The sequence below is a fragment of the Metabacillus rhizosphaerae genome (assembly GCF_037201795.1).
Classification (GTDB): Bacteria; Bacillota; Bacilli; order Bacillales; family Bacillaceae; genus Metabacillus; species Metabacillus rhizosphaerae.
In genome coordinates, this window is record NZ_CP147403.1 from 3,144,991 (window position 1) to 3,159,850 (window position 14,860).

Consider the following 14,860-nt stretch of genomic DNA (forward strand, 5'->3'; position numbering starts at 1 on the left):
GTGAAGGTAGGAGTCATTGGTCTAGGGAAAATGGGATTAAACATTAGCAAGAATCTTCTTGACCACAATCACGAAGTTGTTGCGTTCGATATAAATTCAAGTGCGATCGAGGAAATTAAAGAGTATGGTGCCAAAGGTACTTTAAGTTTAAAAGAACTTGTTCAATCGTTGGAAAAGCCAAGAGTATTGTGGATTATGGTCCCACATTCAGTTGTAGATTCATTAATTAACGATGTGACCCCATTCTTAACAGCCGGAGATATTGTCATTGAGGCTGGTAATTCACATTATAAAGAATCAATTCGCCGTTCTGAAGAATTCAAAAAAATTGGGGTAAGCTTTCTTGATGCAGGTACATCAGGTGGCATGGAAGGTGCTCGTAATGGTGCAAATTATATGGTAGGTGGAGATCCAGAGGCTTGGAGGATTGTAGAACCAATTTTCCGAGATACCGCAGTTGAAAAAGGCTATTTATATACTGGGAAATCTGGTAGTGGTCACTTTTTGAAAATGGTTCATAATGGAATTGAATATGGCATGATGGCAGCGATCGGTGAAGGATTTGAAGTTTTAGAAAAGAGTGAATTTGAATATGACTATGAAAAAGTAGCTAGAGTTTGGAGTAACGGTTCAGTTATCCGTTCATGGCTTATGGAGTTAACTGAAAGTGCATTTTCAAAAGATGGAAAATTGGAAGATATTAAAGGAGTCATGCACTCATCAGGTGAAGGGAAATGGACAGTTGAAACTGCATTAGATTTACAAGCAGCTACTCCTGTAATCGCCCTGTCACTCTTAATGCGTTATCGATCCTTGGAGAATGATACATTTACTGGAAAAGTTGTAGCAGCATTACGAAATGAATTTGGTGGACATGCTGTTGAGAAAAAGTGAAATATAGAAATCATAAGAGAGTCTTTTGACTCTCTTATATTTTTGTTTTCTTAATGTTGATTAAAGAATTATGTAATGATATAAATAGGGAGATTATATTGATTCAGATTTGTAAGAGCAAAAGAAAGGAATGAAATAAAAATGTCAGATATTCATCCGGTTATTAAGAAGCTACAATTTAAAGACCAAGGACAACATATATTAATTATAAATGCACCAAAAGCATATGAAGAGGTTATGACTGGGTTTGAAGGTGAAATACATATTAATGCTGAGGATGAAGGATATGATTTTGTACAAGTTTTCGGTACATCTATTGTGGAGTTGCAAACTTTTGCTCGTAGCGCTGAAGCCTATGTAAAAGAAGATGCTCTCTTTTGGCTTTGCTATCCTAAGAAATCATCAAAACTTTACAAAGGGTCAGATTGCAGTCGTGAAAGTGTAACTAAAACGCTTACCAATGAAGGCTACGAGCCTGTTCGACAAATAGCTATCGACGAGGATTGGTCAGCTCTGCGTTTTCGCAAGGTAGAAAATATTAAGTCGATGACACGAAAGTTTGCTGTTACGGAAAAAGGAAAAATACGTACAGATCAGTAAGGAAAACAAAAAACTTCCTTCTCGCATATATTCACTCAAATCTAGATAAAAGGATTTTTGTCATCACTAATTATTTACTTAACTTTGCACCTAATAAAAAGAGATGAGATAAAGTACTTAAGAGGATACCTACACAAGAGTTTGACCGGTGTCCGTTTACAATCATTATCAATTCTCTTATAATTACGTAGACTCAATAAAACGAATAGTAGCAAATAGGTTCTTACCATTGTTAAAAATAACATCTAACTATGGTAAGAATAATAGGGAAGTTGGTGTAAATCCAACGCGGTCCCGCCACTGTAATCACGGAGTGAAACAACCTAAACCCACTGTAACACATGTTATGGGAAGGGGGTTGTAAAAGCAATGATGTGTAAGCCAGGAGACCTGCCTATTTGTCCAAATCAAGTAACCTTCGAGGAAAAGGGAATTGAAAGAATAAGAGGAGAAATTAATTAGAGGACACTCGAATTAACTACTATTCTTTTAAACTCTCGCCTTTCCGTATTGGATAGGCGTTTTTTTGTTCAATAAATTGGTAGGGGGAATATCAGGTGGAAGAAAAACAAAAAGGATTAACACTCATTTTCACAGGCAATGGTAAAGGTAAAACAACAGCCGCAATCGGTCTTACAGTACGAGCAGTTGGTCAGGGAATGTCAGTAAAGATTTTACAATTTATAAAATCAAAAGGAAGATCGTATGGAGAAAAAGTATCGCTAGAAAAGTTAGGAGTTGAAATGATTCAGCTGGGTGAGGGTTTTACATGGACAAAAACTCCAGAGGTTCATAGAAATGCATTAGAGTCAGCATGGAGGATTGCAAAAGAGACCGTTATGTCTGGAAAATATGATGTAGTAATTTTAGATGAACTAAATAACGCACTTGCGATCGATTCATTTCCAATTGATGACGTTCTCCCAATCAATGAGGTAAAAGAGCTTATTCAAACGAAGCCACCACATGTTCATCTTGTCATTACAGGTAGGAATGCAAAGGAAGAAATAAAAGAATTGGCAGACCTAGTTTCAGTCGTAGATGTAGAAAAGCATTATTATGACGAAGGTATACCAGCAGTAAAAGGAATCGAATTCTAATTTTCGAATAGGAGGGAGAGCTATGTCACAACGTTTAGTTATTGCAGGAGTATCAAGTGGAGTTGGCAAAACTACGTTTACAATCGGTTTAATGGCTGCACTAAAAAAAAGAGGTCTCAATGTTCAAGGCTTTAAATGTGGTCCAGATTACATAGACACAAGCTTTCATACCGCGGTTACGGAACGGCCATCTCGTAATGTAGACAGTTGGATGTTTTCTAAAGATGTGTTGAAAGAAGTATTTATACAGGGTAGTAATGGTGCTGACATTTCAATTATCGAAGGTGTAATGGGATTTTATGATGGTAAATCAGCTGACTCAAATCAAGGCTCGACAGCTGAGATTAGTATGTTGCTAGATTGTCCTACATTATTAGTTGTTGACTGCAGTAAGATGGCTAGAAGTGCTGCAGCTATTGTTAAAGGGTATCAATTATTTGAACCACATGTAAATATTGTTGGCGTTATTGCAAACAAGGTCGGAAGTATTGGCCATTACAAAATAATAAAAGAAGCTGTTGAACAGGAATGTGGTGTTCCAGTTTGTGGCTACTTATTAAATGATTCTAGCGTAAAGATGCCCCAAAGACATCTTGGTCTTGTGCCTTCAGTAGAGCGTGGTGATTTGAATGAGCTATTTTTAAAGTTAGGTGAATTAGTTGAACAAACAATCGATGTAAATAAATTGTTACAACTTAGTATGAGAAAGCCTTTAGAGAGTAATGTAACGGATTCAATTTTCAAACAACGCTCATCAAAAGGGGTCAAGCTAGCAATTGCGAAGGATAGAGCCTTTAGTTTTTATTATCAAGAAAACCTTGAATTACTTGAAGCCTATGGTGCTGAATGTCTTTATTTTTCACCATTAAAAGGTGAGACGATCCCTGAAGAGGCAGACGGACTTTATATAGGAGGCGGCTTTCCAGAGCAATTTGCGAAAGAGCTTTCAGAGCAAAGTGCAGCCAATCAATCGATTAAAAAAAGGATCGAGCAAGGACTACCTACGTTAGCTGAATGTGGTGGCTTTATGTATTTAGCAGAATCAATCGAAACGATTGAAGACAAACAATATCCTATGGTCGGGGTTATTCCTGGAAAAATAAAAATGGGTGACAAGTTAGCTGCAATTGGTTATCGGGAGATTACAGGTCTACCGGGAAATTTTCTGCTTACACAGAAGCACACCGCTCGGGGACATGAGTACCATTATTCTTCCTACTATTCTAGTAATGCAAGACGAAATGCATACCATACAAAAGGGGTATTTGGTGAAGGTGAAGAGGGCTATTTAACAAAGAATCTAATCGCTGGCTATACCCATATTCATTTTGCATCCTGTCCAGAGCTAGTGGAAAACTTTATTGAAAAATGTGTGGAGATGAAGAAACATGGCTCACGGTAAAGCAATTCCTATCATGATTCAGGGCACACACTCAGATGCTGGTAAAAGTATACTAGTTACAGCATTGTGTAGAATTTTTGCTCAGGATGGCTTTCGAACTGCCCCATTTAAATCGCAAAATATGGCGTTGAATTCCTATATTACTCTTGATGGAAAAGAGATTGGCAGATCACAAGGAATTCAAGCAGAAGCAGCTGAGACCGTTGCAACAACAGAGATGAATCCAATTCTAATTAAGCCAACACGAGATAACGAAGCGCAAATTGTTGTGCATGGGAAACCTCTTAAAAGCATGAAAGCGCAAAACTATCGCAGCGACTATTATGATACAGCGAAAATAATTATTGAAGAATCCTATCAAAATCTCGCTTCGTCGTTTGAACGAATTGTAATAGAGGGGGCAGGAAGTCCTGCGGAAGTAAATCTAAATGATCGCGAGCTAGTTAATATGAGTATTGCTAAAATGGCAGATGCCCCTGTCCTTTTAGTAGGTGATATTGACAAAGGCGGTGTTTTTGCAAGTCTAGTAGGGACATTGCAGTTACTTTCACCGGAAGATCGCAATCGAGTTGTCGGGGTGATTATTAATAAATTCCGTGGTGACCTTTCACTACTTGAACCAGGTTTAACATGGTTTGAAAAATACACAGGAAAACCAATATTAGGTGTGATTCCGTATATTAATGATTTGTTAATTGATGCAGAGGATTCCTTAAGTTTAAGTACGTATAGTAAACAAAAAGATACTGACAAAGAAATAGATATTGCAGTTATTAACTTTCCACGAATATCTAATTTCACGGATATCGATCCATTCCTATCTGAAAAGGATACTCATGTTCGTCTAGTAGAAAATGCACGTCAACTTGAGCAGCCTGATATCATTATCCTACCTGGAAGTAAAAACACAATCGAGGATCTCTTGTTTTTAAGAGCAAAAGGCTTAGAACAAGAAATCATCAGAGCACATCAAAATGGGGCGGTCATCTTTGGAATATGTGGTGGATATCAAATGCTGGGTGACAGAATAGAAGATCCTTTTCAAGTAGAATCAAAAATCAAAAGCATAGCAGGATTGAAAATGCTCCAATTAGAAACGTTATTAACAAACGAGAAGACAACAGTACGTTCAACAGGAACAATACAGCTATTTGGAGTTAATGTTAAAGTAGCAGGATATGAAATTCATATGGGTACCACAACCCATGCCCCTCAAATAGAACCTCTCATTCAATTGAATGATCGAAAGGATGGAAGTAAGAATTCCATGGAAACGTGTATCGGAACTTATTTCCACGGTATTTTTCATAATGACGAATTTAGAGGGGTATTTTTAAACCATATTCGTAAAAAGAAAGGCCTGCAGCCTTTTCTCACAAGAGAATCCTTTGAAGATAGCCAAAATAAAGATTTCAACCGCCTAGCTGATCATGTTCGAAGCGCGCTTGATATAGAACACCTTTATGAAATAATGGAACAATTTCAACAAAGAAAGAGAGAATCCAAATGACTTCAAATATTAAAATACAAGAGACTCTACAATCTATTCAAAATCTTAATGATGAAAAAATGCAAGAAGCAAGAGAGTATGTGAATTCTTTAACGAAACCAATTGGAAGCTTAGGGAAATTAGAAGAACTCGCAATTCAGCTTGCCGGAATAACAAATCAAGTATTTCCTGAGGTTACACCTCCAGGTATTATCGTTTTTGCTGCTGATCATGGGATTAGTGAAATGGGGGTTTCTGCCTATCCAAAAGAAGTAACGACCCAAATGGTATACAACTTCCTAAATGGCGGTGCTGCAATTAATGTATTTGCAAAACAAATAAATGCTTTTCTTAAAATTGTTGATATTGGGGTAGCTGAAGATATTAACCATAACGAGTTAATTAATAAAAAGGTGAAATATGGTACGAATAACTATGCGCATGAAAATGCCATGACAGAGGAAGATGCGAAACAAGCCTTAATTGCGGGAATGGATATGGCCCAACAAATGATCGAAGAAGGTGCTAAGTGCATCATCGTTGGTGAAATGGGAATTGGGAATACGGCAACCGCAAGTGCAATTGTTTCGGTAATAACTGGATGTTCAGTCGAGGAAGTAGTTGGCTTAGGGACAGGAATCTCTGATGAAGCTCGAAATAAAAAAGTATCTATCATTTCTAAAGCATTATCAGAAAGAAAACCTAACCGAAAAGATGCAATTGATATTTTAACAAAAGTTGGAGGTCTAGAGATTGCGGGGATGACAGGAGCTATTATTAAAGCTGCTGAACAAAGAGTTCCAGTGATCCTAGATGGTTTTATTAGTACAGCTGCTGCCCTATTAGCTGTCGTTCTAGAGGAGAAGGTAAACGATTATTTGACAGCGGGCCATATGTCTAAAGAGCAAGGGCATATCCATGCCCTTGCATACCTACATAAATCTCCACTCCTTGAACTTGATTTAAGATTAGGCGAGGGAACAGGGGCTGCACTTGCATTTCCATTACTTGAAACAGCAACAAGAATGATGAAAGAAATGGCGACATTTCAATCAGCAGGCATTACAACTGAAAGTCAATCGTCCAAGATTTAGTAAATATTCATTTACACTTACTATATCTTCTTTTATAATAATGCATGTCACAAAAAAACGAATATTCAACAATAGGTCCTTAAATGACAAGATTTTGAGGATAATAGGGAAGTTTGGTGAAATTCCAACGCGGTCCCGCCACTGTAAACGTTGAATGTAGCTAAAAAAATACCCACTGTATAAATGATATGGGAAGGGTTAGCTATAATGATGATGCGTTAGCCAGGAGACCTGCCTATTGTTATGTAAAAGTATCCTTCGAGGAAAAGGATGGCTTTATAATGCTGGTGTCTTTTGATGTTTACATTGTAAATCACCATTTCCTTAATGCATTTATCGCCTTTTCCACGTGAATAGGCGTTTTTTTGTGGAAAAATGAATAGGAGTGGTAAGAATGACAACAGTATTGAAGAAATGGCTTTTACTAAGCATCATGGTTATGCTAATCAGCGTTTTCACAATTGCTTGTGGAAATGCAGAAGATAAAGCAACAGATGAGAATGAAACAACTTTGAAATCTGATGAAACAAAAGAAGGGGAAACCAAAGCTGCCTTTCCAGTAACAGTTACCGACGGAACGGGTGAAGAAGTAACAATTGAATCAGAACCTAAAACAATTGTATCTGTCATCCCAAGTAATACAGAAATAACATTTGCTTTAGGGCAAGGTGATAAGCTAATTGGAGTAGATAATTACAGTAATTATCCTCCAGATGTTGAAAAGATTGAAAAAATAGGTGATCAACAATTAGATGTCGAAAAAATATTGGCTCTACAACCTGATCTTGCATTAGTAACTGATTTCCAACATGAAAACAATCCCGATATTTTAAAGCAATTTAAAGAGGCTGGTATTGATGTCATTGTTATAGGAAGTGCGGAATCATTTGAAAATGTATACAATACGATTACTTTAATTGGCCAAGTTACGGGTGCAACAAAAGAGGCTGACACGATAGTAAAAGAAATGAAGGGTAGATTAGCTGAAATAAAAGAGCAGGCAAAAGCTGTAACTGAAAAGAAAGCTGTCTGGGTAGAAGTTTCACCTGCCCCAGACATTTTTACAACAGGTCAAGATACATTTATGCATGAGATGTTAGAAGTTATCAATGCAACAAATACTGCCGGTGAACAAAAAGGTTGGGTCAAAATGACCGAGGAAGAAATTGTTACATTAAACCCTGATGTTATCATTACTACATACGGATATTATGTTGAAAATCCTGCAGAAGGTGTATTAAACCGTACTGGCTGGGAAGAAGTGCCTGCTATTAAAGATAAACAAGTTTTTGATGTAAATAATGATACGGTTACTAGACCAGGACCACGATTAATTGATGGGGTTGAGACGCTTGCAAAGCTTATTTATCCAGAAATTTTTGACAAATAAATTCGTTTGGATGTATCTAATATGTGGAGTGTTTGTGCTAATTGCAGCACTCCTTGGTTTATTTATTAGTAGTGTTCATTATCCAATTACAGTAATTATGGATGTATTAGCTACAAAAATTGCCGGAATAAAGATATTTAGTGAGGAAATTCCCAAAACAGCAGAGTCGATCATATGGGAAATTCGATTTCCTCGTGTTTTATTGGCGTTTTTTGTAGGTGCTGCACTATCATTAGCTGGGGCAGCCTTTCAAGGGTTATTACGAAATCCACTCGCAGATCCGTACACAATCGGTGTATCTTCAGGTGCTTCTTTAGGTGCAGTTATCGTTCTATATTTTCAAATTACCATCACCTTTCTAGGTAGCTATACATTACCAGTTATCGCTATATTAGGTGGATTATGCACTATGTTTATTGTTTTTGCTGTGACCCATCTATCCAATCGAAGACTTTCAATTGAGACGATTATCCTTGCTGGAATTATCGTCAGTTCTTTCATTGGAGCTGTCATTTCACTTATCATTGCCTTAAGTTCACGTGAAGATATTCGGCAAATTTTATATTGGTTAATGGGGAATGTTGGGATGAGAGGCTGGAGTCATGTTAAGCTAATGATTCCCTTCTTTCTTATTGGTGCGTTGTTTTTAATAATCCGTTCAAGAGAGTTAAATGCCTTTGCGTTAGGTGAAGAATCAGCTGAACATTTAGGAGTAAACGTTCAGAAGGGAAAGATTTATATTATCATAGGAGCATCCTTACTAACAGGAGCAGCTGTTTCTGTATCTGGATCAATAAGTTTCGTTGGATTAGTTATTCCGCATTTTGTTCGGTTATTAATCGGACCAAACCATAGACATGTCCTACCTTTATCAATGTTGGTTGGTGGGGGATATTTGATCCTTGCCGATCTAATCGCCCGGACAATTATTTCACCAAGTGAACTACCTATTGGAGTGATAACAGCTTTAATTGGTGCACCAGTCTTTGCTCTACTATTAATTAGAGAACGACTAGGAAGGGGATAGATATGATTGACATTAAGCAATTATCTGGAGGGTATGAAAAAACGTCGGTAATAAAGGATGTTACACTTACCATCGAGACCGGTCATTTCTTTGCGCTTATTGGTCCGAATGGAAGTGGAAAAACAACTCTTGTAAAATTAATAACAGGTGTGTTGCCAATAAATAAAGGAACGATTACTATTTTTGAGAAGTCACTTCAAAGCTATTCAGCCCTAGAAAGAGCTAGGATCATAGCCGTTTTATCACAGGAACCACAGGTTGAATTCGATTTTCATGTGGAAGAAATTGTTATGCTAGGACGTTACCCACACCAAAAAGGATTATTAAAACATATTTCTAAAAAAGATCGTCAAATAGTTGATGAGGTTATGAAACAAACCGATGTATTTCAGTTTCGAAAACAACCATTTAAGAGTCTAAGTGGTGGAGAGAAGCAGAGAGTCTTATTAGCTAAAGCACTTGCACAAGAGCCACAGATCCTTTTTTTAGATGAGCCTACAAACCATCTTGATATAAAACATACAGTTAGGATGCTGGATCATTTAAAAGAATATCAAAGGAAGCATCATTTAACGATTGTTGCTATTTTACATGACTTAAATACAGCCGCTCTTTTTGCAGATAAGATAGGCTTACTCAATGGTGGAAAATTAATTGAGACAGGTGAATTGTCTCTCTTACAAAATGAAAATCAGCTAAGTGATGTATATGAAGTAGGGATTAAAACTAATTTTCACCCTGTTATCCCAAAACCACAAATCACGGTTATTCCTAACCAAGTAAAAAAAGAAAACCTAGGGCTAGAATATGAGTTAAAACAAACTGATCAATCTATCCATCTTACATTTAACCATCCTTTAAGAACAATCTCTAACGGTGTTTTAGGAGAAGGCTTGCAGTGGGCCAAAAACTTTTGTAATTTTCATGTCAAAAAAGAATATAACTGCTCAAATCCTAAAGAGGATATTATTAGCTGGTTAAGACAAGCGGAGATCTCTGAGTATGACACAATTGGCATGATGACAGCAGTGAACCTAAAAGATATGAGTATCTTAAAAGAAACGTATGAAGATGTTCAAATAATAGCAGTCATAACCGCGGGTGTTGGTAATGCAATTGATATCACTGACCCTTCCACAGTTAAGCATGGCTATCAAATCGGAACTGTAAATATTATGGTTTTTATTGATGCTCATTTAACTGATGGTGCTTTAGTAAATGCCGTTCAATCTGTTACAGAAGCAAAGACGAAAGCCTTCAATGACTTACAAATTAAAGATGCTGCTACTTGTACAATTGCAACAGGTACATCAACAGATAGTACACTAATTGCAGCTACTCAAAAGGGTGATCCTACACCATATGCAGGATCTGGAACTGTTATTGGGAAAGGAATTGGTATGTCTGTTTATAAAGCGATGATCAAAGCTGTGCAAAACTATGAAAAACGCAGAGTGCAGCAACTATGAATGTCTTTGCTATGCATTTTTATATGATCATTACGGCGATTATTACCGATTTACTTATCGGTGATCCAAGGTGGCTTCCACATCCTGTAATCATCATGGGAAAAGCGATAAGCTTTCTTGAAAAGATGTGGAATCGGAACAAGTATCGCAAGGCAAAAGGAATGCTTTTAACTTTGACAATTGTTGGCGGGACGTATATCTTTGTTTATTTCTTACTTAAAATTGTGAATTATATCCATCCGTACGCTACGTTTTTAGTGGAAATGTATCTTATTTCTACGACAATTGCAATGAAGGGATTACATAAAGCAGCCAAAGAAGTCGCGATCCCACTGTTACAAGGGGATATATCTTTAGCTCGTAAAAAGTTAAGCTTTATCGTTGGTCGTGACACGGAAGACCTGCCCACAGATGAAGTGGTTCGCGGTACTGTCGAAACCGTTGCTGAAAACACTGTTGATGCAATCATTGCTCCATTATGTTGGGCACTGATTGGTGGTGCACCATTAGCAATGGCTTATCGTGCAACAAATACATTAGATTCAATGGTTGGTTATAAAAATGAAAAATATAAACAATTTGGTTGGGGATCTGCCAGGTTAGATGATGTAATGAATTGGATTCCAGCTCGGTTAACGGCAATCTTAATTTGGCTTTTTTCGTGGTTTGTTCCCAATTCTAAAAAGTGGAATGCTTTTGTTGTAACTGTTCGTGATGCTAAAAAGCACCCAAGTCCGAATAGTGGTTGGCCTGAGGCTATGACTGCAGGGCTTTTAGGGGTTGTGTTAGGAGGAAAGAATTTTTACCAAGGAATTGTTTCCAACAGAGCGGAAATGGGCAACTATACTCGCAGGCTTCAGCCTAAAGATATTCAAAAAACGATTATTTACATGCATGGTGCATGGTTTATGTTTGTGCTTATACTATTCTTCATTTATATGAAGCTATAGTAAAGAAAGGTGTGGTGAAGATGGAATGGCCTGACCATGGTGGGCAACCGAAGAAAATTCTAGAATTAAAAGGAATTAATAAAGATGATCTATATGTTGACTTTAGTGCAAATATTAATCCGTTAGGACCTCCGATGGCATTAAAAGAGAGCTTTATAGAAGCGTTTAACCAATTCGAAAAGTATCCTGATCCCAACTACGAAGAAGCTACAAAGTTAGTTGCTACTCATGAAGGGGTAAGGCAAGAACAGACTCTCTTAACGAATGGAGGCTCTGAAGCGATCTTCCTAGTTGCCCAACAATTTACTGGGGAAAAAGCGTTAATAATCGAACCTACATTCTCTGAATATGAAAGAGCTTGTCACGTATTTCAATTATCTGTAACCCATCTTTCTCTTCAACAAGAGGATCATTTTTCTTTTCCACTTGAAAAGGTTATATCGAAAATGGAAGAAGTAGATGTCGTTTTTTTATGTCGTCCGAATAATCCAACAGGAACTGTAGTCGACATTGAAGATATTAAGGCAGTTCTTGAAAAAGGCATCGAGTGTCAAACAACGATTGTAATCGATGAAGCATTTATTCACTTTTTACCCTCCCATATCACTGACTTAGCGTTCCTTATTGATCATTATGCAAACTTAGTATTACTGAGATCATTAACTAAAATTTTTTCAATTCCTAGTTTGCGACTTGGTTATGTTGTTGCAAGGGAAGAGATGATTTTCCAATTGAAGAGAAGTCAGATTCCTTGGAGTGTAAATGGTATTGTAACCTCCATACTCCCTTGTCTAGTTACTCAGCATGTATTTATTGATGAAACAAAAGCTTGGTTACAAGGACAGCTAAAACTTTTAACCGCCGAGCTTTCAAGATTAGGCTTCTATTATTCACCTACTCTTGTAAATTTTTATTTGTTAAGAGATCTTGATCGACAAGCAGATACTGAACAATTATTTCTTTATTTACTAGAGAATAACATTATTCCACGACATACTCATACTTTTAAGGGTCTTGATGGAAACTATTTACGTTTAGCGGTTCGTACTGAGGCTGAAAACAACTTTTTACTACAAACGTTACGCAGATGGAGAGACAGGCAATGTTAACGTTTATTTCTGGTGGTGCTCGTTCAGGGAAAAGTTCTTTTGCAGAAAATTATGCCCTTGAATTATTCAAAAAAGCTGGTCGAAATGAGACATTATTATATATAGCTACTGCAGAAAGAACCGATCGTGAAATGGAAAATCGAATAGCTCGACATATTGTTGAAAGAGAATCAATTTGGGATACAATTGAAGCACCTTTGGAGGTAACACGAGTATTACAAACAGTAAAGGAACAGGAAGTCATTTTATTGGATTGCTTAACGGTTTGGATAAATAACATGCTGTATAAAGGAAAGACAGATATAGGGATGATTTTGGAAGAAGTTTCAAAATGGATTAAACTAGCTGAGGAGAAGCAACTGCAATTAATCATTGTCTCAAATGATGTTAATGAAGGAATCCAAAGTGACAATTTGTTTATTCACGAATACATCTATAAGCTTCAAAAAGTTCACAGTTTAGTTACTTCTAAAGCAGAATCAGTTTATCAAATCGTTGCAGGAATACCGATTAAATGGAAAGGCTGATCATGATGAAGCATTACATTTTAGGATTTATTTTAGCCATGCAATTTTTAACTCGTATCCCGATTCCTATCGAGTGTCCTTGGGAAAAAAAATCAATAAGAGGAGCACTTGCTTCCTTTGGAATCGTTGGGTTAATCATTGGAGGTATTTTAGCTATAGCCATTACAATCACAGACTCGGTATTGCCTGGATGGATGATCGCTCTATTGATTGTGACGATATGGGTGTTTTTAACTGGAGGATTACATTTAGATGGCTTAATGGATGTGGCCGATGCGGTGGGTTCAAATGCTCCTTTTTCGAAAAAGCTTGAAATCATGAAAGATCCTCAAGTCGGAAGCTTTGCTGTCCTTACCGCCATCTTTCACCTCACTTGGAAAATTGCATTCGTTTATGGAGTTATTCAGACAAATCAACTGAAACCCTTACTATTCTTTCTTATTCTGATTCCAGCATTCAGTCGATTAATCCCGCTTTACTTATTATATTACCTTCCAGTAATGAAGCAGGAAGGACTTGCCTATCAATGGAAGAAGCATCTAACTTTCCGCGAGGTTATTATTGGCACTACTATCATTTTCCTTTTTACACTAGTTTTCCCATACACGCTATTGCTCTTCTTTTCATACTTCGTATTCTACTTTTTCCTTCGTATTTGGATCTTAAAAAACTTTAAAGGTATCAATGGGGATCTTCTTGGTGCATCAATCGAAGGAGGGGAATTATGGGGTCTTTTCATACTATCGATGTATATTTGGTTCGTCATGGGGTGACAAGTTGGAATATTGAAAAAAGATATTTAGGCCATACAGATGAACCATTAGTAGATCATGAGCTTTATAAATTAAATCCATTGCGAAGCTCCCTTAAAGAAATTCCTTTTGATCGTTATTATTCTAGTGATCTTAAACGATGTACAGAAACATTTCGATATTTAATAGGAGATAAACTCGTTTGTTTAGATTCTAGGATAAGAGAGCTTGATTTTGGAAAATGGGAAGGTATGACTTATGAGATGCTAAAAGGTGATGTAAGCTATCAAGATTGGTTAAACAATTGGGAGCATATTGCTCCACCGGGCGGAGAAACTCTAGCCCAGTTAAACGCTAGAATAAATGCCTTTCTGGCAGATCTACTTATTCAAAATAAAGATCATAATAGTAACGTGCTTATCCTTACCCATGGGGGCGTCATCCGAGCTATCTTGAAAAAATTTGAGCAAACGAAGTCTTTCTGGGAATTAATGATACAGCATGGAAAAGCATATCACTTGTCATTTCAACAGCAAAAGGGGGAATGGGTTTGCAACTCGTTGTCGGTGGTGCCTATTCAGGAAAAAGAAAACTAATTCGTGAGCAATATCAGGATATAACCTGGCACAGTGCGTATAATGATCATTTGTTGAGAAATTGGAAAAATTCCTATCATTCAAAAGCAGTCCTTGTTTTAGAAGGTTGGGAAATATGGATTAAGGAAGCATTATCATCCCAACTGAGTCTTGATGAAGCAAGGGATTACTTTTTTGAACTGATTGATGAAATATTTGAATGTGAGAAGCTTAATGGTAATCCTATCATCTTTATTATGTTAGAAATGGGAAGAGGTATTGTACCTATGACTGCAGAGGAGAGAAATATCCGGGACGTAGCTGGGTGGGTGCTACAGCATGCTGCTTCTAAATCTAAAACAGTACAATATTGCTGGCATGGTTTAGTAAAAACAATTAAATAAATCAAGATTCTAAAAAGAAGTTTACAATTCGGTGAAAGGGTTCTTAAGGTAAAGGTCATTAATAGTTTCCATTATTTT

At 37.0% G+C, this 14,860-nt stretch carries 15 protein-coding genes and 2 riboswitches; all 15 genes read left to right on the forward strand.

Annotation, left to right across the window (positions count from 1 at the left end):
• Nucleotides 1-894, forward strand: coding sequence for a phosphogluconate dehydrogenase (NAD(+)-dependent, decarboxylating) (gnd, locus tag WCV66_RS15430; protein ID WP_066339551.1), 894 nt, complete (start codon nucleotides 1-3; stop codon nucleotides 892-894).
• Nucleotides 895-1,035: 141 nt separating this feature from the next.
• Nucleotides 1,036-1,494 carry a DUF3052 domain-containing protein gene (locus tag WCV66_RS15435; RefSeq protein ID WP_338785973.1) on the forward strand — a complete coding sequence of 153 codons (459 nt, stop codon included), beginning with the start codon at nucleotides 1,036-1,038 and terminating at the stop codon, nucleotides 1,492-1,494.
• Between the two features lie 200 nt (nucleotides 1,495-1,694).
• A riboswitch (cobalamin riboswitch) is annotated at nucleotides 1,695-1,907 on the forward strand.
• 144 nt (nucleotides 1,908-2,051) lie between these two features.
• Nucleotides 2,052-2,594: a cob(I)yrinic acid a,c-diamide adenosyltransferase gene (locus WCV66_RS15440; RefSeq protein ID WP_066339547.1), complete on the forward strand. Its 543-nt coding sequence runs from the start codon at nucleotides 2,052-2,054 to the stop codon at nucleotides 2,592-2,594.
• Nucleotides 2,595-2,616: 22 nt separating this feature from the next.
• Nucleotides 2,617-3,996 (forward strand): cobyrinate a,c-diamide synthase, encoded by a 1,380-nt coding sequence (locus WCV66_RS15445; RefSeq protein ID WP_338785974.1) that lies wholly within the window; start codon nucleotides 2,617-2,619, stop codon nucleotides 3,994-3,996.
• Nucleotides 3,983-5,506 (forward strand): cobyric acid synthase, encoded by a 1,524-nt coding sequence (locus tag WCV66_RS15450; protein ID WP_338785975.1) that lies wholly within the window; start codon nucleotides 3,983-3,985, stop codon nucleotides 5,504-5,506. The genes WCV66_RS15445 and WCV66_RS15450 overlap by 14 nt, the downstream gene beginning before the upstream one ends.
• Nucleotides 5,503-6,579, forward strand: coding sequence for a nicotinate-nucleotide--dimethylbenzimidazole phosphoribosyltransferase (gene cobT, locus WCV66_RS15455; protein ID WP_338785976.1), 1,077 nt, complete (start codon nucleotides 5,503-5,505; stop codon nucleotides 6,577-6,579). Before WCV66_RS15450 ends, cobT begins: the two co-directional genes overlap by 4 nt.
• Nucleotides 6,580-6,635: 56 nt before the next feature.
• Nucleotides 6,636-6,833: riboswitch (cobalamin riboswitch) on the forward strand.
• 152 nt (nucleotides 6,834-6,985) lie between these two features.
• Entirely contained in the window at nucleotides 6,986-7,969 is a 984-nt protein-coding gene (locus WCV66_RS15460) for an ABC transporter substrate-binding protein (RefSeq protein WP_413789671.1), read from the forward strand.
• Entirely contained in the window at nucleotides 7,932-8,996 is a 1,065-nt protein-coding gene (locus WCV66_RS15465) for a FecCD family ABC transporter permease (RefSeq protein WP_066339538.1), read from the forward strand. Before WCV66_RS15460 ends, WCV66_RS15465 begins: the two co-directional genes overlap by 38 nt.
• 2 nt (nucleotides 8,997-8,998) lie before the next feature.
• Nucleotides 8,999-10,465, forward strand: coding sequence for an adenosylcobinamide amidohydrolase (locus WCV66_RS15470; protein WP_338785978.1), 1,467 nt, complete (start codon nucleotides 8,999-9,001; stop codon nucleotides 10,463-10,465).
• Nucleotides 10,462-11,415 carry an adenosylcobinamide-phosphate synthase CbiB gene (cbiB, locus tag WCV66_RS15475; protein WP_185653433.1) on the forward strand — a complete coding sequence of 318 codons (954 nt, stop codon included), beginning with the start codon at nucleotides 10,462-10,464 and terminating at the stop codon, nucleotides 11,413-11,415. The genes WCV66_RS15470 and cbiB overlap by 4 nt, the downstream gene beginning before the upstream one ends.
• 20 nt (nucleotides 11,416-11,435) lie before the next feature.
• Complete coding sequence (locus WCV66_RS15480; RefSeq protein WP_338785979.1) at nucleotides 11,436-12,524, forward strand: threonine-phosphate decarboxylase; 1,089 nt, start codon at nucleotides 11,436-11,438, stop codon at nucleotides 12,522-12,524.
• On the forward strand, nucleotides 12,518-13,051 hold the full coding sequence (locus WCV66_RS15485; protein ID WP_338785980.1) for a bifunctional adenosylcobinamide kinase/adenosylcobinamide-phosphate guanylyltransferase: 534 nt from the start codon (nucleotides 12,518-12,520) through the stop codon (nucleotides 13,049-13,051). Before WCV66_RS15480 ends, WCV66_RS15485 begins: the two co-directional genes overlap by 7 nt.
• Entirely contained in the window at nucleotides 13,039-13,824 is a 786-nt protein-coding gene (gene cobS / locus WCV66_RS15490; protein WP_338785981.1) for an adenosylcobinamide-GDP ribazoletransferase, read from the forward strand. The genes WCV66_RS15485 and cobS overlap by 13 nt, the downstream gene beginning before the upstream one ends.
• Complete coding sequence (locus tag WCV66_RS15495; protein WP_338785982.1) at nucleotides 13,776-14,399, forward strand: histidine phosphatase family protein; 624 nt, start codon at nucleotides 13,776-13,778, stop codon at nucleotides 14,397-14,399. Before cobS ends, WCV66_RS15495 begins: the two co-directional genes overlap by 49 nt.
• A complete protein-coding gene (locus tag WCV66_RS15500; protein WP_338785983.1) occupies nucleotides 14,354-14,782 on the forward strand; it encodes a bifunctional adenosylcobinamide kinase/adenosylcobinamide-phosphate guanylyltransferase in 429 nt (142 codons plus the stop codon). The genes WCV66_RS15495 and WCV66_RS15500 overlap by 46 nt, the downstream gene beginning before the upstream one ends.
• Nucleotides 14,783-14,860: the final 78 nt, after the last annotated feature.